At 32.9% G+C, this 23,142-nt stretch carries 12 protein-coding genes and 3 tRNA genes; 6 read left to right on the forward strand and 9 right to left on the reverse strand.

Features of this window, described 5'->3' with window-relative positions:
- Positions 1-316: 316 nt before the first annotated feature.
- The 5 genes from E9099_RS17575 to E9099_RS17595 form a co-directional block, all read right to left on the reverse strand.
- The gene (locus tag E9099_RS17575) at positions 317-3,337 is read right to left on the reverse strand and encodes a cellulase family glycosylhydrolase (protein WP_136584815.1); all 3,021 of its coding nucleotides are present in this window, start codon (positions 3,335-3,337) and stop codon (positions 317-319) included.
- Positions 3,338-4,168: 831 nt separating this feature from the next.
- Positions 4,169-4,242: transfer RNA gene (locus E9099_RS17580), tRNA-Arg, on the reverse strand.
- Between the two features lie 15 nt (positions 4,243-4,257).
- Positions 4,258-4,332 (reverse strand) — tRNA-Pro (locus tag E9099_RS17585).
- A 37-nt stretch (positions 4,333-4,369) separates the two neighbouring features.
- A tRNA-Ser gene (locus tag E9099_RS17590) sits at positions 4,370-4,458 on the reverse strand.
- A gap of 91 nt (positions 4,459-4,549) precedes the next feature.
- A complete protein-coding gene (locus tag E9099_RS17595; protein ID WP_136584816.1) occupies positions 4,550-6,592 on the reverse strand; it encodes an HD family phosphohydrolase in 2,043 nt (680 codons plus the stop codon).
- A gap of 124 nt (positions 6,593-6,716) precedes the next feature.
- On the opposite strand from E9099_RS17595, the gene E9099_RS17600 reads away from it, so the two are divergent.
- On the forward strand, positions 6,717-7,895 hold the full coding sequence (locus E9099_RS17600; RefSeq protein ID WP_136584817.1) for an acetyl-CoA C-acyltransferase: 1,179 nt from the start codon (positions 6,717-6,719) through the stop codon (positions 7,893-7,895).
- Positions 7,896-7,904: 9 nt separating this feature from the next.
- Entirely contained in the window at positions 7,905-8,654 is a 750-nt protein-coding gene (locus E9099_RS17605) for a C40 family peptidase (RefSeq protein ID WP_136584818.1), read from the forward strand.
- Between the two features lie 303 nt (positions 8,655-8,957).
- Here the strand turns inward: E9099_RS17605 and E9099_RS17610 are convergent, their stop codons facing one another.
- Both E9099_RS17610 and gyrA read right to left on the reverse strand, forming a co-directional pair.
- Positions 8,958-10,181: a tetratricopeptide repeat protein gene (locus E9099_RS17610; protein ID WP_136584819.1), complete on the reverse strand. Its 1,224-nt coding sequence runs from the start codon at positions 10,179-10,181 to the stop codon at positions 8,958-8,960.
- 26 nt (positions 10,182-10,207) lie between these two features.
- Positions 10,208-12,760 (reverse strand): DNA gyrase subunit A, encoded by a 2,553-nt coding sequence (gene gyrA / locus E9099_RS17615; protein ID WP_136584820.1) that lies wholly within the window; start codon positions 12,758-12,760, stop codon positions 10,208-10,210.
- A 260-nt stretch (positions 12,761-13,020) separates the two neighbouring features.
- On the opposite strand from gyrA, the gene E9099_RS17620 reads away from it, so the two are divergent.
- Together E9099_RS17620 and E9099_RS17625 are read left to right on the forward strand one after the other, a co-directional pair.
- A complete protein-coding gene (locus E9099_RS17620; RefSeq protein WP_136584821.1) occupies positions 13,021-15,579 on the forward strand; it encodes an ATP-dependent Clp protease ATP-binding subunit in 2,559 nt (852 codons plus the stop codon).
- Between the two features lie 70 nt (positions 15,580-15,649).
- Positions 15,650-16,033, forward strand: coding sequence for a hypothetical protein (locus E9099_RS17625; RefSeq protein WP_136584822.1), 384 nt, complete (start codon positions 15,650-15,652; stop codon positions 16,031-16,033).
- Positions 16,034-16,114: 81 nt separating this feature from the next.
- Here E9099_RS17625 and hutH read toward each other — a convergent pair whose 3' ends face one another.
- Positions 16,115-17,623, reverse strand: coding sequence for a histidine ammonia-lyase (gene hutH / locus E9099_RS17630; RefSeq protein ID WP_136584823.1), 1,509 nt, complete (start codon positions 17,621-17,623; stop codon positions 16,115-16,117).
- A gap of 127 nt (positions 17,624-17,750) precedes the next feature.
- Here hutH and E9099_RS17635 point away from each other — a divergent pair, with 127 nt between their 5' ends.
- Positions 17,751-18,809: a TlpA family protein disulfide reductase gene (locus tag E9099_RS17635; RefSeq protein ID WP_136584824.1), complete on the forward strand. Its 1,059-nt coding sequence runs from the start codon at positions 17,751-17,753 to the stop codon at positions 18,807-18,809.
- Positions 18,810-18,877: 68 nt separating this feature from the next.
- Here E9099_RS17635 and E9099_RS17640 read toward each other — a convergent pair whose 3' ends face one another.
- Positions 18,878-20,437, reverse strand: a complete 1,560-nt coding sequence (locus E9099_RS17640; protein WP_136584825.1) for an NAD(P)H-hydrate dehydratase — start codon at positions 20,435-20,437, stop codon at positions 18,878-18,880.
- 225 nt (positions 20,438-20,662) lie between these two features.
- On the opposite strand from E9099_RS17640, the gene thrA reads away from it, so the two are divergent.
- The gene (thrA, locus tag E9099_RS17645; protein ID WP_136584826.1) at positions 20,663-23,104 is read left to right on the forward strand and encodes a bifunctional aspartate kinase/homoserine dehydrogenase I; all 2,442 of its coding nucleotides are present in this window, start codon (positions 20,663-20,665) and stop codon (positions 23,102-23,104) included.
- Positions 23,105-23,142: the final 38 nt, after the last annotated feature.

Genomic DNA, 23,142 nt, shown 5'->3' on the forward strand with positions numbered 1-23,142 from the left:
TTTATTGGTAATATGTAAATACAAAACACAAATCTAAGCTTGTGTTTTGTATAGAATTTGTAAACTTTTATATCCAAAGTTGCTATCTATTGTTTTATAATTTAAAATTAAGACCTTTTGGAGTTCCGTTGTTCTATTTTTTTATTGAAAATACATTTACTTAATTTTTAGCCTCTAGCAAGTTCCTCTTATTCTGAGCTATTTGAACCGATATAAGGCTTGTTATCAATAAAAAAAGCGGAATACCCAAAAAAAATGGTATTCCGCTTTTAGCATTTTAAATTTTAATCTAATTATAAATAGTGTCCTATAAATACTATTTTTTCACAAATAGGGAATGTTTTTTAGATTTTGTACCTGTAATTATTATAACATAAGTTCCTGATGTAAGTGTAGAGATATTTAATCTTAACAATGTACTATCCGCTTTTTGATCGAGTAATAGTTTGCCTTGCAAATCATAAACTTTAACAGATACAAGATTTTCATTTTTAGCACTTATAAAAACATGTCCATCTATTGCAGGATTAGGAAAAAGCTTAAGATTAGTATTGGAATCGTCATTAATTTTAGTGGCCTCATTACGCTGGCTACTAAGCAACATATTGCAAGCTGGCGCAGAAGTATCGTTACTAAAGTATAATGTAAAGTTATTAGTTTTGGATACCATTACAAAATTACCATTATCTGATGTTACCCAGTAATCGCCATCTAAATTAGGAATTAAACTATTACTAATAGATAGTTCAGGATTTGCATTTTTAAACTGGAAGGTAATATTAGGTTTTAAATTTATGTACCAATCTGGAATACCGTTATCTGTGTTTATTGAAAATTGATATAAGCCATTGTATTCCGATCTCCAATTGATAGTAAATGTTCTTAAATTACTTAAATCAGGTCCACCACTCCCTAATACATAAACGTTAGAAAATTGTTGATTGTCAAAATTTTCTAAACCATTTTGCGAAGGGGTATTAAAATTACAAGAGTCCGACGGGTTTTGTTCGGTTATTACTGTTAATGTAAATTGCGTTTCGCTAGTAGCTCCCTCATTATCTGTTGCGACAGCTTTAAAAATATAAGTGCCCTCTAAAAGACCATTAAGCTCTTCTGTGTTTGGAGATTGAGAATGTCCCCATTGATATGACGTCGCATTTATTTGCCTAACTAAATTATTATCTATAAATAGTTTTACATTGTCGATAGTACCATCATTATCATTAGCTATAACTTCAATTTGTAAATTATAACCTTCCACTAAACTAATGTCGCTTGTAGGAGATTGAAAGCTGACCGTTGGTGCTTCATTGTTTCCTTCAACAGGAACACAAGGTTCTATATTCCAAACGGGGCAAGATTGAGTTACAAAGCTTTCTGTACCATCACTTATTGGAAAATCTAGAGAACTAGGATTTCTAATATTATCCCAAACGTGAATTTGCTCAGGAGATCCTTGCTTTTTACGAGCGGTTGAAATTTCTGAAGCTCTACCACCAAGGTTAAATGTATTATTGAATATTGCATCTCTGAATCCCGTATTAAAATCAGTACCTCTGTCTAAAAAATCGACTCCAGTATTTATTATGTCAGAGTCATCAAGATTAAACGTGTTTCCGTACACAAAGCCATAGGCACCTTTTAAATCAATAAAGGCATCTGCGCTATTTACTCCTGAAATCCCTTCAGCAGAGAAGGTACAATTTCTTATAATGGTATTCATTGTGCCTTCTTTAATGTCCGCACCTTCTGCTGCTACATTAGGGCCTACAACACAGTTTTGAATAGTATTATCGTTACAAGCCCTTTGGTAAGTATCATGTTGCCCTTTATCTGATCCTACATATAAACCTTCACCAAAACCAGGTTGAGTTCTACCAGTACTGTATATATTACAACCATCCACTACATTATTACTTGAGCCATCACGTAAGTGTATCGCTTCTTCTCCGATATCATGTACAATAAGATTTTGTAATGTGCTATGATTAGAATTATCAAGTACAATACCTTTAGAACCTGTTTTAAATTCTATGTCTTTAATATTCCAATAATCACCTTCAATACTTAAAAGATAGCCATCAGTGTAATCTATTCCTTTAAATACAGGCGGGTTTGTAGCGCTAGCTCCTCTTAGTATAATAGGGTTTGCACTGTTCCCGTTAGCACTACCATAGAGGTAAACATCACGATTAAAAGCACCGACTATTTTGTCTTCAAAATTGTAAGTTCCAGAAGCAATTATAATTTCGTCTCCCGCTTGTGCTGTTTCCATTGCATTTCTAATACAATCTATAGTGTTACATTCTGACGTTGTAGGACCTGTAGTGGTCGTTGTATCCCAGTTTTGGATAATCTCTTTTACAATCTGTCCTGAAGTAGTCAGTTGATCGTTAATTAAACCCGATATACCTTGACCTGCTTGAACAACCGATCCTGTTTCTGGAAATGCTTTGTCACTTAAAGACCAGTTAGCATGACTGATACCTCTTTCTTTTAAAAAAGACATCCATGTGTTAGTATTTTCAAGGTCCGGAGCGCCTTGTCCCGTGTTTAAAATAGTTCCCCACTCGGTAACAAATAAAGCAACATTATTATCTAAAGCAGTCTGTGCTACATTTCTTAAGTTATCATGTGGTGTATAAGCAGCGTAAAAATGTAACGTATACGCGACGTTATTATCAATGATTGGATTTGCAGAAGCGACATCAACTTCTTGTGAGTAATTACTAGTACCGACGATTATTAAATTATCAGGGTCTTTGGAACGTATACCTGCAATTACTTGCTCTGCATAGTTTTTAATGACCGGCCAACTTTGGTTTATAGGTTCATTATAAACTTCGTACATCACATTAGGTGTATCTCCATAAAGATCTGCCATTCTAGTAAAAAAGGCAACAGCTTCATCGGTGTATAACTCTGCTTCGTGAGTATGCCAATCTATTATGACATACATGCCATTAGCAATAGCAGCATCAATTACTTTTCTGATTTTAGTCTCTTGGGCCTCAGGACTGTCAATATAGCCTGTTCCGCCATCCCAATTTTCTTTTACACCCATGGCTATTCTAATAAGAGAGCTATTCCAGTTTTCTGCAAGAAAATCGATAGTTTCTGCATTATAATAGTCGGAGGTATCTCCAGCGTTACTCCAAAAGAGACTGTTTCCTGCAAGACTTGTAATTTCTCCAGATTGGTTAAGAATACGATTTCCGTTAACTTGTAATCGACCATGTCGCTCTACCGGAGTTTGTGCTCTTAAATTTAAGGAAAATAGCGTTAGAACTAAAGGGAGGTACATTAATTTTTTAAAAATTCGTTGTTTTTTTTTCATAATTTTGTTAATTGTTTATTAAGGATAATATTTAAAGGTTATACGTTTTTAACTAACAAATTGGATTATCTAAATATTTTAAAAAAGTTTTCTGGTCTATTGATTAAGACTAGTTAAGACTTTAATGAGGCGTTTATTTTGAGGTTCCCTCCTGAAATTGTATTTACCGCGATTTTATGACTCTCTGCATTGCTAATAGCCTTTATAAAATTAGTTATTACAGTACTATTTTACTCCCTAAAAAATTGTACAAAAACGAATAAGACGACGTCATCACTATTTTATTATCGGTTAACAAAACATTTCAGCATGAGCTATCACTGTTAGTCAGTAGCTTCTAGTGTAAAGTACCTTTTTGGAGGTGAGATTAGTTTTGCACAAATAAACTAGCAGAATTTTAATTTCTGTTTTAATATCTTCCCTTTATATTTTCGATAAATATCATCCCTATCAAAATCATTTGGTTGAATTTAAAGTATTAAAAAAGCCTTATCTATCTGTTGATGAATAAGGCGTAGTTTGTTATTTAAGTTTGTGCTTTCTTTATTAGGAGGTATTGCTTTCTGCTTGCTACTACTCCAAAGATCTAGGTTTATAAATATTCCTGTAGAAATATAGATCGTTTATAATTATTACTAGTTTTTGTTTTTCTTATGGTGTACCTTAGGTAATAATGGTACACCTAATAGCACACCTAAAAAAGTGTGAATTGATTAAATGTAGATTATATTGAAATTGTATTAATAACTCTAAAAAGGCTGTGAAGTATAATAAAACAGAAGGAAACTATATAAAACAAAAAAGCCTCACTATTTCTAGTGAAGCTTTAAGTGAGCCCGACAGGATTCGAACCTGTGACCGCCTCCTTAGAAGGGAGGTGCTCTATCCAGCTGAGCTACGAGCCCGTAGCAATAAAAAAGTCGGGGTGGCAGGATTCGAACCTGCGGCCTCCACGTCCCAAACGTGGCGCGATAACCGGGCTACGCTACACCCCGAATTGGTTATCTAAATATAATTTCTAAAAAATTATAGCGGAGAGACAGGGATTCGAACCCTGGGTAAGTTTTAACACCTACGACGATTTAGCAAACCGTTCCTTTCGGCCACTCAGGCACCTCTCCGATAATGTAATGAACTTAGCATGTTATTGCGGGTGCAAATTTAGGATACTTTATTAAATATCACAACCTTTTTTAAAGTTTTTTTTCAATTTTATTCTGGATATTCAATTCTCAAATGGTAAATATTTGCAAGCTTGCGTTTTAGCACTTTTTTTATCGATTCAATTTCTTTGAAAGTTATGTCTGCATTTAAAAATTGACCATCATCTTTCTGTTTATTTATGATATTTTCCACAAAATTATCGATTTTACTCGAGGTTGGCTCCTTTAAACTTTTAGAAGCTGCTTCTACACTATCGCACATCATTAAGATTGCAGTTTCTTTACTAAATGGTTTTGGACCTGGATATGTAAAATCATTTATGTCTGCGTCCTCATTATTCGCTTTTTCTTTCATGTAAAAATAATACACTTGACTTGTGCCATGGTGAGTTCTTATAAAATCTATAACGCGATCTGGTAAATTATACTTTTTAGCAACCTCTATACCATCAATAACATGATTTATAATAATCTTAGCACTTTCCTTTGGAGATAATTCGTCATGCCTATTAATACCAGATGATTGATTTTCTGTAAAAAAGATTGGTGACTTCATTTTACCTATATCGTGATACAAAGCTCCTACCCTAACTAACATCGCATTGGCATTAATTTCATTAGCTGAAGCTTCTGCTAAATTAGCGACGTTTAAAGAATGATGAAAAGTACCTGGTGCTTTATTAGATAATTCTTTTAATAATTTAGAATTGGTATCAGACAATTCTAATAACGATACATCAGATACTAATCCAAATAGTTTCTCATAAACATATATTAAAGGTTGCACAAATAATGTTGCCAATCCACATAAAACAAAGAGACCAAATGTTTCCCATTTCAAATTATCAATATTAGCCTCATGAATAACAAAAAACGCAAAATAAGCGATGATATACACTAACGTAATTTGTCCTACAGAAATAAATAAATTGGCACGCTTGTATAGTTCAGAAACCGTTAAAATAGTAACAATACCTGCTATAATTTGAAGAAACATATACTCGTAACTATTAGGAACAATGGAACCTAACAAAAGCACTGTAATTACATGGGTAAACAAACCTAGTCTCGCATCAAAAAAAGCTTTTAACACTAAAGGAAGAATTGTTATTGGCACCAAATAAACATATTCAGGATTATAATCAACCACTAATGTTGTCAATAATACCATAATTAGCACATTGAAAAACACAAAGGTCACTTTTGTATTATTTTTATAGATATCCAATCTGTATTTTCTAATAAATAGTAATAGCATTAAAAGAGCCAAGGCTACCAACAAAGTATATGCAAAAATTATCCAGTTATAATTAGATTTACTCCATACCTGCGATTCATACTCCTTTGACAAGGAACTTAAAATTTGATATTTAGAATCGTTTACAACTTCCCCTTTAGAAATAATTAATGTACCTTTATCAATAACACCTCTATGTTTAGAAATTTTATCTAAAGCTTCCTTTAGTACATTTTCAGATAATGCGCTGTTATAAGTTAAATCCGCCTGTATGATATCAAAAAAAAGTGCTGTAAGCTTATTAGAATACCTTTCTAGAGTTGTACTTTTTAGCTCATTCTCAACTTGTTTTTTTATAGTCCCTATCTTCTGAATTTTAGAATACTGAGTTGTTCGTTTTTCAACATTATCTACAAGAAGTACAACTTTATCATCTCCCTTTAAACTGACATCTTCACTTAAAATACCATATTGATAAAACCCTTTTAATATAGCTCCCCCTTTGTTCTTTAATTTTTTATAACTTCTCAAAGTGTCGCTAAAAACTTTATTAAAAGACGCTTCAAAATCATGTTTAACCTTCTCTTTAACTTTTGGTTGACTGTTGAAAAAGTAAGAGGTTTGAGAAGCTATTATAGCTTTTTCATTTAATATTTCGGCATTGGATTTTTGTATAGCAAAATTAAATGGCGCATAAAGATTTTCTGTCTGCCAAGGTTTACCTTTTTCAAAATTATATTTAAACCGTCCACTTTTAGGAAAAATAAAAACTATTAAAAAAGTAGTAACTACAAATAGTAATATTTTGTAAAATTGGGAATGATTTTTATAAATCGTATTAATATAATCTTTCATGCTTAAAACTCGTGTTTTTCAAATGTAACAATTTATAATACTACAATTAACCTATAATATTAAGATTACAGTAAAATTTTCTAAAAAAATTAGTAATTTCGTGCTTTACTAAATTATAGATATTATGAGCAAAGAAGTTGTTATTGTTTCTGCAGCTAGAACACCAATTGGTAGTTTTTTAGGTGCTTTAAGTACTGTTCCTGCTACAAAGTTAGGAGCTATTGCTATAAAAGGAGCTTTAGATAAAATAAATTTAAATCCAGAATTAGTACAAGAAGTATTAATGGGTAATGTTGTACAAGCAGGTACTGGTCAAGCCCCTGCTAGACAAGCTGCTATATACGCTGGAATACCTAATACTGTGCCATGTACCACTATAAATAAAGTATGTGCTTCTGGTATGAAAACCGTTATGCAAGCTGCACAAAGTATTGCTTTAGGTGATGCTGACATAATTGTTGCTGGTGGAATGGAAAACATGAGTATGATCCCTCATTATTTATACGCTAGAACTGGAACTAAATTTGGACCAGGTACCTTAATTGATGGTATGCAAAAAGATGGCTTAGTGGATGCTTACGACCAAAATGCTATGGGAGTTTGTGCTGATGCTTGTGCTACAGAATACAGCTTCTCTAGAGAAGACCAAGATGCTTATGCTATCCAAAGTTATAATAGATCTTCAGCTGCGTGGGAAGCGGGTAAATTTGATAATGAAATTGTTCCTGTTGAAGTACCACAAAGAAGAGGAGAACCTATAATAGTTAGTAAAGATGAAGAGTTTACAAACGTAAAAATGGAAAAAATACCAGCTTTACGTCCTGCTTTTTCAAAAGACGGTACTGTAACCGCTGCCAATGCATCAACGATCAATGATGGTGCGGGTGCAATGGTACTAATGAGTGCTGATAAAGCTAAAGAATTAGGTTTAAAACCTCTTGCCACTATAAAAAGTTATGCTGATGCTGCGCACGAACCTAAATGGTTTACAACTGCACCTTCTAAAGCGTTACCAAAAGCAATAAAAAAGGCTGGTATGTCGATTGACGATATTGACTTTTTTGAATTTAACGAAGCTTTTGCTGTTGTTGGATTAGCTAACATGAAAATATTAGGTTTAAATGATTCTAACGTTAATGTAAATGGTGGTGCTGTTTCTTTAGGTCATCCATTAGGATGTTCTGGTGTTAGAATATTAATCACCTTATTAAATGTGTTAGAACAGAATAATGCTAAAACAGGAGCTGCAGCCATTTGTAATGGTGGTGGTGGTGCCTCTGCTGTAATTATAGAACGTCACTAAAAAGACCTAATGCAATTCGGAATCTGTAATTTAAGTATTGTCCCTTTAAGACTTGAAACCTCTGATACAAGCGAGTTAGTCTCGCAGGTTATTTATGGAGAAACATTTAAAGTTTTAGAACAGCGCAAGCAATGGAGTAAAATAAGACTAGCTTTTGATAAATACGAAGGCTGGGTCGACAATAAACAATATATTGAAATTACAGAAGAACAATACCATTTAATAACCAGTCAACCTCTTAAATTGTCAACTGATTTAGTTGAATTTATTCAGGATCAAAACAAGCAGTTAAATACTATTGTTTTAGGCTCTCAATTAAATGGTTTAGAATTATTGCAACATACTTTTGAAGGCGACTTTTGCAATAAGAAAAATTTAAAAGAAGAAATAATTACAACTGCATTTCAATACCTAAACACACCATATTTATGGGGTGGCAAAACACCGTTTGGAATTGATTGTAGCGGTTTTACTCAAATGGTTTACAAACTTAATGGTTATAAACTATTACGTGATGCTTCTCAACAAGCAACTCAAGGAGAAGCTTTAAGTTTTATAGAGGAAAGTGAGCCTGGTGATTTAGCCTTTTTTGATAATAACGAAGGTCACATTATACACGTTGGAATTATTATGCAAGATAACTATGTGATCCATGCGCATGGCCAAGTCAGAATTGATAGATTAGATCATACTGGTATATATAATGCCGACAAGCGCATGCATACGCACAAACTGCGAGTCATTAAAAAGATTATATAGTAAATTAAAAAAGCCTTCAGAAATGAAGGCTTTTTTATTATCATACAACAACGTGCTAGAGTATTCAACTCTTTATTACTTCAACTTTTGCAATATCATCTATTGCATTAGTAACATTTAACTCTTAAACTAAACGTGTAACTGTTTTCTATAAATTATATAATTAACAACTAGTCCAATACGACTTCTTAACATCACTAGCTAAACTCTAATTTTATCTAATAAAACCATCTAATTAGAGCACAAAAAAAACCTTCATTTCTGAAGGTTTTTATTTCTAAAAAATTTGCTATAAATTATAACTTAAATCTTTTTTTCTTTAATTGCTTTTGCTTTTGCATCTTGACCAACAGCACCATAAATACTAACTAAAGTATCAATAATTTTATTATCAGGAGCTATATCTACAACTTTCTCTAAGTAAGGAATTGCTTCGTTATATAAAGCCAATCTTTTTTCTTTAAGCTCGTCATATTTTCTGTTATCCGCAGCAGAAGTACCTAAATTATTCATTTGATCAATTATTGACTGTTCGTCAGCCAAAATCAATACAGCTAAATTAGTTAGTGTATTCACATTAGTTGGATCTAACTCTAAAGATTTAGAATAATAAGTTTTAGCCTTTTCTGAATTACCAGAATCGTTTGCTAATACAGCCAAATTATAAAGCAACTCTGAGTTATTAGGATCATTTGTTAATGCCTGACTAATTAACTCTTCATATTTTGCTGTATTTCCTAATTTATATTGAAGGTTTGCTTCAGTAACTAATAAATTAGAATCGTTTGGATTAGCATCTCTAGCTTTTTTCATTGCTGCCAAAGCCTTTTCAGTCTCACCTTTGTTTGTATAAATAATTACAATATTTTTAGTGATTTCACCCTCTCTAGATTCAGTTAATCTTTCTCCTGGATTAGTATGTGTTTTTAATCTCACATAATTATCTCTAACATTCTTATCTAAAACTTCTTCTTTTCCTTCTAAGTTTGTTGCAAAATATTCTGTTTCAACTCCCGTGTAGTTTAAATCATCCAACATTAAATAATATTTTAATGCTTGATCCATATCCTGAGCAGTTAAAGCACTAACAGCTGCGTAATATAAATAAGACGGGTCAGTTTTATTAACATTATACAAGTTTTCAAAACCTATAGCTGCGTTGCTAAAATCCTTACTAGTGTAAGAATCATTTGCTTTAGTTAGCAAACCGTTTTCAATAGTTTGCTTTAAGTTTTCACCTGCAACAGAATTACCTGATAATTTTTCAAGTGTTTCAACTGCCTTAGATATATCCTCATAAGACGCAGCGCCATTTGCAAAGTAAGCACTAGCAGATGCTAGGTAATATTTATCTTTTAATTTATCATCCATGGAACCTTCCATAGACTCTAATTGACTTACTAAAGTTTTCGCTTCAGCATAATTATTATTTTTTACCGCTTTTTCTAAAGCTTTAATTTCTTTTTTCTGTGCAAAAGAGCCTACAGATACAAGTAATGCTATCGCAAGAATTAATTGTTTTTTCATTATTAGTTATTTTAATTTATTGTTATTTATTCTTCTTCTGTAATATCAATAGTTGTGCCAGCTTCTGTATCTGTAGTGTTTTCAAGCGCATCAAGAGTTTCATCAAGCTCCTCATCCTCATCTTTCATTACTTTAGCAACTGCCGCTATTGAGTCTTTTCCTTTTAGGTTAATTAATTTAACTCCTTGAGTTGCTCTTCCCATGGTACGTAGACTTTCTACCGCCATTCTAATCGCTATACCCGATTTGTTAATTATCATTAAATCATCAGTATCTGTTACCGTTTTAATAGACACTAAATCTCCTGTTTTTTCGGAAATCGAAATTGTTTTAACTCCTTTCCCTCCTCTGTTTGTTATTCTGTAAACTGCTTCTCCATCTTCTGGATCGTCAATATAAGTACGTTTACCATACCCGTTTTCAGACACTACAAGTACTGTTTCCTCCTGTGGATTTTCAACAATCACCATACCAATAGCTTCATCTTTTGGATGCGATAAAGTAATACCTCTAACTCCAGAAGCATTTCGTCCCATTGGTCTAGTTTTAGCTTCTTCAAATCTAATAGCTTTACCAGATTTAAGTGCAATCATAATTTGACTATTACCAGTCGTTAATTTAGCTTCTAGTAATTCATCATCATCCTTAATAGTAATGGCATTAATACCATTAGTTCTTGGTCTAGAATATTGCTCTAAAGAAGTCTTTTTAACTTGACCTTTTTTAGTTGCCATAATCACATAATGACTATTGATATACGCCTCGTCTTTTAAATCTTGAGTACAAATAAATGCCATTACTTTATCATCTTGCTCAATATTTATAAGGTTCTGGATTGCTCTACCTTTAGACGTTTTACTTCCTTCAGGAATTTCATAAACACGCATCCAGAAACATTTTCCTTTTTGAGTAAAGAATAACATATACTGGTGATTAGTACCCACAAATAAATGCTCTAAGAAATCTTCATTTCTAGTCGTTGACGCTTTTTGACCAACGCCTCCTCTGTTTTGTGTTTTATATTCTGTTAAAGACGTACGTTTAATATAACCTGCATGAGAAATAGTAATCACTACTTGTGCGTCAGGAATCATATCTTCGATGCTTAAATCTCCACCGGCATATTCAATTACAGAACGACGCTCATCACCATACTTATCTTTAACAACTTGTAACTCGTCCTTAATAATAGTCATTCTTCTCTCTTTGTTTGCAAGAATGTCTTTCAGGTCTATAATCGTTTTCATAATCTCTTCATACTCCGCACGCAACTTGTCCTGCTCTAAACCTGTTAATTGGCGAAGACGCATTTCTACAATTGCTTTGGCTTGTATTTCTGAAAGCTCAAAACGTTTAATCAAGTTAGCTCTAGCTTCATCTGCATTATTGGAAGCTCTAATAATAGCAATAACTTCGTCTATATTATCAGACGCTATAATTAAACCTTCTAAGATATGTGCTCTTTCTTCAGCTTTACGCAATTCGTAAGTTGTACGTCTAACCACCACATCATGTCTATGCTCAACAAAATAATGAATCAATTCTTTTAGATTCAATAATTGTGGTCTACCATTAACTAACGCAATATTATTAACACTAAATGACGATTGTAAGGCCGTATACTTATACAGCTTATTAAGTACAATGTTTGGTATAGCATCACGTTTTAAGATGTATACAATACGCATTCCATTTCTATCAGATTCATCTCTAATAGTAGAAATACCTTCCAGCTTTTTATCATTAACTAAGTCAGCAGTCTTTTTAATCATGTCTGCCTTATTGACTTGATACGGAATCTCAGTTACAATAACACATTCACGTCCTTGTACTTCTTCAATAATAGCTTTGGCACGCATTACAATACGTCCTCTACCTGTATGAAAAGCTTCTTTTACACCGTCATAACCATATATTGTTCCTCCTGTAGGAAAATCTGGTGCTTTAATATGTGTAATTAACTCGTCTATTTCAATATCATTGTTTTCAATATAAGCAATAGTACCATCTACAACTTCCGTTAAATTGTGTGGCGGCATATTTGTTGCCATACCTACCGCAATACCTGACGCACCATTAACTAAAAGACCAGGTATGCGCGTTGGTAAAACCGTTGGTTCTTCTAAAGTATCATCAAAGTTTAATTTATGATCTACTGTTTCTTTATCAATATCTGCCAACATGTCTTCCGAGATCTTACGCATACGTGCTTCTGTATAACGCATTGCAGCTGGACTATCTCCATCTACAGACCCAAAGTTACCTTGACCGTCTACTAACATGTAACGTAAACTCCACTCTTGAGCCATACGTACCATTGCATCGTAAACTGATGTATCACCGTGTGGGTGATACTTTCCTAAAACTTCCCCAACTATTCTTGCCGACTTTTTATGTGCTCCAGTTGCTCTAACACCCAGTTCATGCATTCCAAATAACACACGTCTATGTACTGGTTTTAACCCGTCCCTAACGTCTGGTAATGCACGTGACACAATGACTGACATTGAATAATCAATGTAAGCCGATTTCATTTCATCTTCAATATTAATCGGAATGACCTTCTCTCCTTCTGCCATATATAAATTTAATTAGTTTTATTCATTATTTCAAAACACGCTAATATAAAACTTTCATTAGTAACGGTACGCCTTTTACCTCTATTTTTTGATGTTTTTTATTAACAATTTAATTCTCTTTTTTAGTTAACAACTCGATAGTGGTTTATTTTGAAAAAATATGTACTTTCAAGCTTTAAACAATTAACATATTATTTAAGGTATAGTTTTTGCCATTATTAATAATGTTTACTATTTTTAAAGCTGAAAGGAACAAATATATGGATGATAATTTTTCACCAAGAGTAAAAGACGTCATTGCCTATAGTAAGGAAGAAGCATTACGCTTAGGACATGACTTTATAGGCACGGAACACTTAATGCTTGGTTTATTAAGAGACGGGAACGGAAAAGCAATTAATATTTTAAATGCGTTGGACATTGATTTAAATCATTTAAGGCGAAAGGTTGAAATACTAAGTCCTGCCAATCCTAATACCACAATTACTTCTAACGAAAAGAAAAATTTGCACTTAACACGTCAAGCGGAACGTGCGCTAAAAACAACTTTTCTAGAAGCTAAACTGTTTCAGAGTACATCAATTAATACCGCACACCTATTATTATGTATACTTAGAAACGAAAATGACCCTACAACAAAGCTTTTAAATAAGCTTAAAGTAGATTATGATAACGTTAAAGAACAATTTAAGTCTATGATAACAAACGACGATAACTTCGAAGATATAACTGGAGCACCAAAAGCTGAGTCATTTCAAGATGACCCATCTTCTGACGACTCTAGTTCTAAAGACATATTTAATACGCCTGGAGGCGCCAAAGGAAACAAAAAATCTAAAACACCAGTTTTAGATAATTTTGGACGCGATTTGACAGCTATGGCTGAAGAAGGAAAACTAGATCCAGTGGTAGGACGAGAAAAAGAAATTGAGCGTGTGTCTCAAATTTTATCTCGTCGTAAAAAGAACAATCCATTACTAATTGGAGAACCTGGTGTTGGTAAATCTGCAATCGCTGAAGGACTAGCCAACAGAATTGTAAGCAAAAAAGTATCGCGCATATTATTTAATAAACGCGTGGTAACTTTAGATTTAGCAAGTTTAGTGGCCGGTACAAAATACAGAGGACAGTTTGAGGAACGCATGAAAGCCGTTATGAATGAGCTTGAAAAGAATGACGATGTGATTCTTTTTATAGATGAAATCCATACTATTGTTGGTGCTGGAGGAGCAACAGGAAGTTTAGACGCGTCTAATATGTTTAAACCTGCCTTAGCACGAGGAGAAATCCAATGTATTGGAGCAACTACACTAGATGAATATAGACAATACATAGAAAAGGATGGCGCTTTAGAAAGACGTTTCCAGAAGGTTATTGTAGAACCAACAAGTGTAGATGAAACTATTGAAATCCTTAATAATATTAAAGGAAAATACGAAGAGCACCATAATGTTGTGTATACAGATGAAGCGATTGAAGCTTGTGTAAAATTAACTAATCGTTATATGACAGAACGTTTTCTTCCGGACAAAGCTATTGATGCTTTAGATGAAGCTGGTTCTAGAGTACATATTACTAATATTAGTGTCCCAAAACAAATCATAGAGTTAGAGAAAAAGCTAGAAGACGTTAGAGAAACTAAAAATTCTGTAGTTAAAAAGCAAAAATATGAAGAGGCTGCACGTTTACGTGATGATGAAAAGCGTTTAGAAAAAGAATTAGATATCGCCCAAGAAAAATGGGAAGAAGACACCAAACAACATAAAGAAATTGTTAGTGAGGATAACGTTGCTGATGTCGTTAGTATGATGACGGGAATACCTGTAAATCGTATTGCTCAAAAAGAAAGCAATAAATTAGCAGAATTACCTAATCTTATAAAAGGAAAAGTAATTGGTCAAGATGAAGCTGTTGCTAAAGTAGTAAAAGCTATTCAACGTAACCGTGCTGGACTTAAAGATCCTAATAAACCAATTGGGTCATTTATCTTTTTAGGTCAAACAGGTGTCGGTAAAACACAGCTAGCCAAAGTGTTATCAAATCAATTATTTGATAGCGAAGAAGCGATGATCAGAATTGACATGAGTGAATACATGGAGAAATTTGCTATTTCAAGATTAGTAGGTGCACCTCCAGGATACGTAGGCTACGAAGAAGGAGGACAATTAACAGAAAAAGTCCGTCGTAAACCTTACGCTGTAATTCTTTTAGATGAAATTGAAAAAGCGCATCCTGATGTATTTAACATGCTACTTCAAGTATTAGATGATGGTTATTTAACGGATAGTTTAGGTCGTAAAATCGATTTTAGAAATACTATTATTATAATGACTTCCAATATTGGGGCTAGAAAATTAAAAGATTTTGGTACTGGAATTGGATTCGGAACAGCCTCTCAAAAATCTCAAGAAGATGCCAATGCTAAAAGCATTATTGAAAACGCGCTTAAAAAGTCATTTGCTCCAGAATTTCTAAATAGAATTGATGATGTCGTTGTATTTAATGCACTTGAAAAAGAAGACATTAACAAAATTATTGATATCGAGTTAGACAAACTTTTAAAGCGTATTGATGGTTTAGGTTACAAACTTAAACTAACAGAAGCTGCTAAAGATTTTATTGCAGAGAAAGGATTTGATAAACAATACGGAGCACGTCCTTTAAAACGTGCTATTCAAAAGTATGTTGAAGACGCTTTAGCTGAAGAAATTATCACAGCAAAATTACAAGAAGGTGATAAAATAGTCATGGATTTAGATACAAAAACTGATGAAATAACTATTGAAATAGAAAAAGCAGAAAAACCTGCTGAATCTTAAAATTAGAGATATATTTGCAAATCCAAAAAAGCTTCACTAACTTAAGTGAAGCTTTTTTAATTTGTCAAAAATGTATACAAAAACTAAACTATCCTTTTGCACCCTTTTGATTTCTGGCAATATACTTATTGCAGAAATAGACGAAGGTGTAACTCTTAACAAAGCACTATCAGATGCTATAATATATTTTGCTTCTCTGGCTTTTAAAGGTATGCCATTTGTTTATATTACTAACCGAATACACTCCTATTCTGTAGACACAATCGTATACAAGGATGTTTCTCAAGTAAAAACTTTACAAGGCTTTGCTGTGGTATCTCAAACGCAATCTGGAAGAAATGCAGAAATTGAACGCTTATTTTTAAACAAACCTTTTGAAATTTTCACAGATATAGAAGAAGCCAAAACTTGGGCTTTAAAACTTATCAAAGAAAATTCTAATCATAAGCTATAATAAGACTTACACCTCATTGTCATACAAAATAACAATAAAGCACTAACATCTCTTTTCATAATTATCCTCAAAAAAATAGATTTAAAACAACTCATCACTATCAATACCCAGTGTATTAATAAAATCTATTGAGGCTTGAATACTATTATGTAAAATCTCGTCCTCATTAATAAAAGGAACAACCTCGCGATAAGTAGACAAAAATTGCTCTACAAAATCACTAGATTTTAAAGGCGCTCTAAATGCTAATGCTTGAGAAGCGTTAAACAATTCGATAGCCAATATGCGCTCCACATTATTAATCAAAGTATAAGCTTGCGTTGCCGCATTAGCCCCCATACTAACATGATCTTCCTGACCATTACTAGAGACTATAGAATCAACCGACGCAGGAGTTGCTAATTGTTTATTAGCACTAACAATACTTGCTGCGGTGTATTGCGGAATCATAAAACCAGAATTTAAGCCAGGATTATCAACTAGAAAAGCTGGCAACCCCCTAAGTCCTGATACTAATTGAAACACACGTCTTTCTGATATATTACCTAATTCCGCCATAGCGATTTTCAAATAATCTAAAGCTAATGCCAAGGGTTGACCATGAAAATTTCCACCAGAAATAATCTCATCATCCTTAGCAAAAATATTAGGATTATCGGTAACCGAATTAATTTCTGTAGTAAACGTTTTCTCAACAAAAGCTAAAGTATCCTTAGTAGCCCCATGCACTTGAGGTATACACCTAAAACTGTATGGATCTTGTACATGTTGCTTTTCTTGAGTAATTATTTCGCTACCTTCTAAAAAATCACGAACGCGCTCTGCTGTTTTTAATTGCCCATTATGTGGTCTAACTAAATGTATTAGTTCATTAAAAGGTTCGATTCGACCATCAAAAGCATCTATAGATACACTTCCAATTAAATCAGCTAAATAAGATAATTTATAAGATTTTAACAATAAAGATGTCCCATAGGCACTCATAAATTGTGTTCCATTTAATAAAGCCAATCCTTCCTTAGATAATAATGTAATTGGCTGCCAATCAAAATGCTTCAAAACCACATCCGACTCCACAACTTGACCTTTAAAATTCACTTTCCCTTTACCTATTAACGGCAGTGACATATGTGCTAAAGGCGCCAAATCTCCAGAAGCCCCCAAAGAACCTTGCGTATATACTAAAGGTAAAACGTCATTATTATAAAAATCAATTAAACGTGTAACGGTCTGTAATTGCACGCCTGAGTGTCCATAACTTAATGCTTGTATTTTTAATAACAACATTAATTTAACAATCGATTCTGGCACTAAATCCCCAGTCCCACAAGCATGAGACATCATAAGATTTTCTTGAAGTTTTGTTAAGTTTTCAGTACTAATCTTAACATTATATAAAGATCCAAAACCCGTATTTATGCCATAAATAGGTCTAGATACAGAAGTCATTTTCTTATCTAAATACGCCCTACAGTCTTCTATTTTTGTTATAGATTGCTCCGATAACTTTAGTGTTTTCTGTTCTAAAATTATCGATTGTATAGTAGCCAAATCTAATGGCGTTGAAGATATAATGTGGGTTGTATTCATTGTCTTATTTTAACTATTCAAAAGTCATCAATACTATAATAATATGCAAGGAATTGTTAATAATTAAAAAAAAACTTTATATCCCTAATAATTCTATATATTTTTGAATGAAATTAAAACCATAATAATGAAAAAACTATTAGTTTGTTTAGCAGCATTATCCATTGTTGCTTGTAAAAAAGAAGAAGTTAAGCCAAAAGATTACGCTACGTTTTCTGGTAAGATAGAAAACAAAAACAGTGATTCTTTATTTGTTTACCAAGGTAGAGACTTTAAAAAGACTATTAAAGTTAATGTAGATGGAACATTTAGTGATACTTTAAAAGTTAAATCTGGTGTTTATGGAATATATGATGGTAAAGAGCAGACTACTATTTTTTTAGCAAATGACATGGATTTAAAAATGACTTTAGATACTAAAGCGTTTAAAGAATCGATTGTGGTCAATGGAAAAGGTGCAGAAAAAACAAATTTTTTAATTGAAAAATTAAAATTTGAAAATGATTTAGTTGATACAGAAGCTTTAAAAAATTTAGACCAAGCTGGTTTAGATGTCAAAATGAAAAGTTTAGAAACTGAATTGCTTGCGTTTTATGATAAAAATGCAGCGATAGACTCTACGCTTATTGCGGATTCTAAAAAACAAGTTCCCCAAATGCTTTCGGGATTAAAGGGTTACATTTTAGGTGGTATTAAATTAAAACAAGAATTACCTGCAGGAACAGTATCTCCTACTTTTGACAACTACGAGAACTACAAAGGTGGCACAGTATCTTTATCGGACTTAAAAGGTAAATATGTATATGTGGATGTTTGGGCAACTTGGTGTGGTCCATGTATTGGAGAAATCCCTTCATTGCAAGCATTAGAAAAAGATTACGAAGGTAAAAATATTGCTTTTGTTAGTATATCTACAGATAATGGTAGAGGTTACAGAGCAAAAAGCAAAGAAGAATCTTTTAATTTAGCTAAAGAAGGTTGGAAAAAAATGATTGCTGAAAAGCAAATGAGTGGTATCCAATTATTTTCTGATAAAGCTTTTCAATCCGATTTTGTAACAGGTTACAAAATTAACTCTATTCCTAGATTTATCTTAATAGATCCAAATGGAAATATTGTTAATGCTGATGCCCCTAGACCATCTTACTCAAAAATTAAAGACTACTTTAGTTCTTTTGGAATCTAAAAAACTTCAAATTAAAGCATAAAAAAAAGCGAACTATTAAGTTCGCTTTTTTTTATGCTTTATACTATTTAACTTTTAGGCGCCTCAGTATCTCCATTTTCTGCTTGTGGTTGCTCAGGTTGTTTAAACAAATCTAAATACGCTAAAGGTATACCTTCAATAACATGACTGGCAATAAAGCTTTGATATCCTAAATCCTCAATCAGTAAGTCGGCAGATTTACCATGTAAATACACTCCAAATAATGTCGCCGATAAAGTCTCATAACCCTGTGCTATTAAACCAGTAATCATACCTGTTAACACATCTCCAGTTCCTGCTGTTGCTAAACCAGGATTCCCTGTAGAATTAACATATAATTTATCTTCAAAAACCGTAATTGTATTCGCTCCTTTTATAACAACGATACACTTATATTTTTTTGAAAATGCTTTCGTTTTTTTAAGTTTATCAAAATCGTCTTTCCACTCCCCTACTAAACCTTCTAGCTCTTTTGGATGCGGTGTTAACACCGTATTTTCTGGTAATAATTTTAATAACGCTTTCTTTTTAGAAAGTATATTGATTCCATCAGCATCAATTACTAAAGGCGCTGTGTTTGTTTTCAAAAACGCTTCAAAAGCACTACTTGTTTTTACGTCCGTTCCTACGCCTACTCCAAATGCAATAACATCTGGTTTAATACCAAATTTAATATCGGTAATTTTTTCTTCATCAGTATCCGTAATAACCATTGCTTCCGGAAAACCTGATTGTAAAGGGATATAACCACATTTAGGCGTAAAAGCGGTCACTTTTCCTGCTCCAATAGATAATGCACCATGACTAGCCAAAGTAACAGCACCTATCTTTCCATAGCTTCCTCCGATGACTAAAGCATGACCAAAATCTCCTTTATTACTATATTTTTCTCTTGGTTTATATAACGGTAATACTTCATTTTTACCAATCAATTCGGCTTCAGTTGGTGTTACATGTAAATATTCAGGATCTATACCTATATCTAAAACTTCCCATTGCACTGTATATTTTGCCGTCTCTGGTAAAAAGAACACTAATTTAGGGGTTTGAAAACTCAATGTATATCCTGCATTGACCACACACTCCGCATCCTCTGGAGCAGCACTAGTACTCAATCCAGAAGGTAAATCTATCGATAATACAAACGCCTTAGTGTCTCTAAAGTGACAAAATAAGTTCTTGACCCAACCTTCAATAGCTCTATTTAGACCAATACCTAAAATAGCATCTACTATGATATCTTTTTCCTCCATTACTGGAAAATCGCTAGCCTCACTTAATAAAACAGGCCAATCTTTAGTCGTATTTTTTATACGATCATAGTTCAATAAAAAGTCTTTTGATCGTGTTGTACTATAATTTACAATATAAGTCTTAACATTATAACCATGTGTTACCAAATGTCTGGCAACTACCAAACCATCTCCTCCGTTATTACCAATACCACAAAATACATGGATTGGAACTTGTGCACCTTGCATACGCATATGCAACCAATTAAAGATTTGTATACCTGCACGCTCCATTAAATCCGTAGATGTAATACCTTGTTTTTTAGCAGTTAATGCATCACCTTCATAAATTTGTTCTTTCGAAAATATTTTCATTTTAATAATATATTGGCTATTAATTATCAATCTCGCAAAAATTGATGTATCGTTTTTTTGATAACAGTAAATGTAATACATTTGATAGGTATAGATGCATAAAATGAAAAAAAGACATACTATTTTTAGCCTAATTATGACCATTACCCTTTTGGGTTAACAACTATATATTCCTTCCGTTTAGGTAGTTTTTCAACTACAATTTCTATCATAAAATAAATTAAAATGAAAGTATTAAAATTTGGTGGAACCTCTGTTGGTTCAGCACAAAACATAAAAAAAGTTATAGCCATTCTTCAAAAAGAATCTCTTACTAGTCCGATCGTTTGTGTTGTTTCCGCTGTTGGTGGTGTAACAGACAAACTACTTCAAGCAGGAGCATTAGCTAAGCAAAAAGACAAGTCTTATCTAACGGTTTTAGATAAAATTAAAAGCATTCACTATAAAGTTATTGAAGGATTAACCTCAGAGCCAAAAGCTATTATTACTGAAGTTGATCAAAAATTTGAAGCCCTTAATCAATTACTTAATGGTATTTTTTTAATTAACGAATTATCACCTAAAACATCGGATAAACTAGTTAGTTACGGAGAGATACTATCGTCTTTTATCATTGCAAAGACAATGGAAGGCATGGGATTAAATGCTATTCTAAAAAATAGTCAAGACCTAATTGTAACCAATTCTAACTTTACAAAAGCGGAAGTTAACTATGACATTACAAATAAAAATATAACAGACTACTTTAACAAAGCTAATCAGCAAATCACAATATTACCTGGTTTTGTGTCTAAATCTCAAGCTGACGAAATCACAACGTTAGGTCGCGGAGGTTCAGATTTTACGGCTGCCATAATAGCCGCAGCTTTAAAAGTTGAACAATTAGAAATTTGGACTGATGTTAGCGGGATGTACACCACTAATCCAAAACTAGTGAAACAAGCCTACCCGATAGCTAATTTATCGTATCAGGAAGCGATGGAATTATCGCACTTTGGTGCAAAAGTATTATATCCACCAACAGTACAACCTGTTTTAAATTTAGCAATTCCTATTCATATAAAAAACACGTTACATCCCGAAGCGGTTGGAACGGTTATTTCTAATCAGAAAAAGGAAAGCAATCTGACCGTTAAAGGTATTAGCCATATAGATAATGTTGCGCTTTTAACATTAGAAGGTAGTGGAATGGTCGGTATTCCTGGGTTTTCAAAACGTTTGTTTGAAACACTAGCTAACGAAAAAATTAATATCATTATTATTACGCAAGCGTCTTCAGAACATTCTATTTGTTTTGGAATAGATATTAGTAATGCTGAAAAAGCAGAAAACACAATTAATTTAGCGTTCGAATATGAGATTTCTTTGCATAAAATCAATCCTATAATCGTAGAGAAAGGCCTATCCATTATTGCTTTAATTGGTGACAACATGAAAAGTCACCAAGGAATTAGTGGGAAACTTTTTAGTACACTAGGAAAAAACAATATTAATGTTAGAGCAATTGCACAAGGGGCTTCAGAGAAAAATATCTCTGCCGTTATTAGCGAAAAAGATGTTAGCAAAGCATTAAACAGTTTGCATGAACGTTTCTTTGAGACTAATACTAAACAACTCAATGTTTTTATTACAGGAATTGGTAATGTTGGAGAAAAACTAATTGATCAAATCCATCAACAACATAGCTTTTTAAAGAAAAACTTAAAATTAGACGTCAAAATAGTTGGAATGGCCAATTCCAAAAAAATGATATTTGATCCAAAAGGGATTGATTTAAATAATTGGACGGATCAGTTTCATCATGCAGAACCATCAAGTATTGAAGGGTTTTACCAAAAAGTTATCAGCTTAAATTTAAGAAATAGCATCTTTGTAGATGTCACTGCAAACCATGATGTCGCCGCTGTTTATCAAAACTATTTAAAACAAAGTGTCGCGGTCGTTGCTTGTAACAAAATAGCGTGTTCTGATAAATATATCAATTATAAAAACCTACAAGACTTATCACTTAAGTACAATGCTTCTTTTTTATACGAAACTAATGTTGGTGCAGGTCTACCTATCATAAATACCCTTAATAATTTAGTCGCTTCTGGAGATAAAGTGATTAGCATTCAAGCTGTCTTATCTGGTAGTTTAAACTTTGTATTTAATAATTTTAGTGATAAAAAGAATTTCCACGACACCGTAAAACAAGCACAATTTGAAGGTTATACAGAACCTGATCCACGTATTGATTTAAGCGGAATTGATGTCGCTAGAAAAATATTAATTCTGGCGCGTGAAAACGGAGTTAAAATGGAAATTGAGGATATTGTTAACGAGTCTTTTTTAACTAAAACTAATTTAGACAGTACATCCGTCGATCATTTTTACGAGACATTAATTGATGACGAAGCGCATTTTCAAAAGTTATACACCTCGGCAAAAGCTAATAAATGCCAACTTAAATATGTTGCCGAATATAAAAACGGAAAAGCAAAAGTAGGCTTACAAGAAATACCTGAAGGTCATCCTTTTTATAACTTAGAAGGAAAAGATAATATAGTTATGTTTTATACACAACGTTATCCAGAACAACCGTTAATTGTAAAAGGTGCAGGTGCTGGAGCAGATGTTACAGCCTCAGGTTTGTTTGCAGATATTATAAGAATAGGTAATAAATAAGATGAAAGGGTAATGAATTATACTTAATTAGTCATGAT

Origin of the sequence: Psychroserpens sp. NJDZ02 (assembly GCF_004843725.1) — a bacterium.
Lineage (GTDB): Bacteria > Bacteroidota > Bacteroidia > Flavobacteriales > Flavobacteriaceae > Olleya.

What these genes read in the sequence shown, in the direction of transcription:
- E9099_RS17575 (WP_136584815.1), bottom strand. Translation starts at nt 3,337, where the DNA reads ATGAAAAAAAAACAACGAATTTTTAAAAAATTAATGTACCTCCCTTTA.
- E9099_RS17595 (WP_136584816.1), bottom strand. Translation starts at nt 6,592, where the DNA reads ATGAAAGATTATATTAATACGATTTATAAAAATCATTCCCAATTTTAC.
- E9099_RS17600 (WP_136584817.1), top strand. Translation starts at nt 6,717, where the DNA reads ATGAGCAAAGAAGTTGTTATTGTTTCTGCAGCTAGAACACCAATTGGT.
- E9099_RS17605 (WP_136584818.1), top strand. Translation starts at nt 7,905, where the DNA reads ATGCAATTCGGAATCTGTAATTTAAGTATTGTCCCTTTAAGACTTGAA.
- E9099_RS17610 (WP_136584819.1), bottom strand. Translation starts at nt 10,181, where the DNA reads ATGAAAAAACAATTAATTCTTGCGATAGCATTACTTGTATCTGTAGGC.
- gyrA (WP_136584820.1), bottom strand. Translation starts at nt 12,760, where the DNA reads ATGGCAGAAGGAGAGAAGGTCATTCCGATTAATATTGAAGATGAAATG.
- E9099_RS17620 (WP_136584821.1), top strand. Translation starts at nt 13,021, where the DNA reads ATGGATGATAATTTTTCACCAAGAGTAAAAGACGTCATTGCCTATAGT.
- E9099_RS17625 (WP_136584822.1), top strand. Translation starts at nt 15,650, where the DNA reads ATGTATACAAAAACTAAACTATCCTTTTGCACCCTTTTGATTTCTGGC.
- hutH (WP_136584823.1), bottom strand. Translation starts at nt 17,623, where the DNA reads ATGAATACAACCCACATTATATCTTCAACGCCATTAGATTTGGCTACT.
- E9099_RS17635 (WP_136584824.1), top strand. Translation starts at nt 17,751, where the DNA reads ATGAAAAAACTATTAGTTTGTTTAGCAGCATTATCCATTGTTGCTTGT.
- E9099_RS17640 (WP_136584825.1), bottom strand. Translation starts at nt 20,437, where the DNA reads ATGAAAATATTTTCGAAAGAACAAATTTATGAAGGTGATGCATTAACT.
- thrA (WP_136584826.1), top strand. Translation starts at nt 20,663, where the DNA reads ATGAAAGTATTAAAATTTGGTGGAACCTCTGTTGGTTCAGCACAAAAC.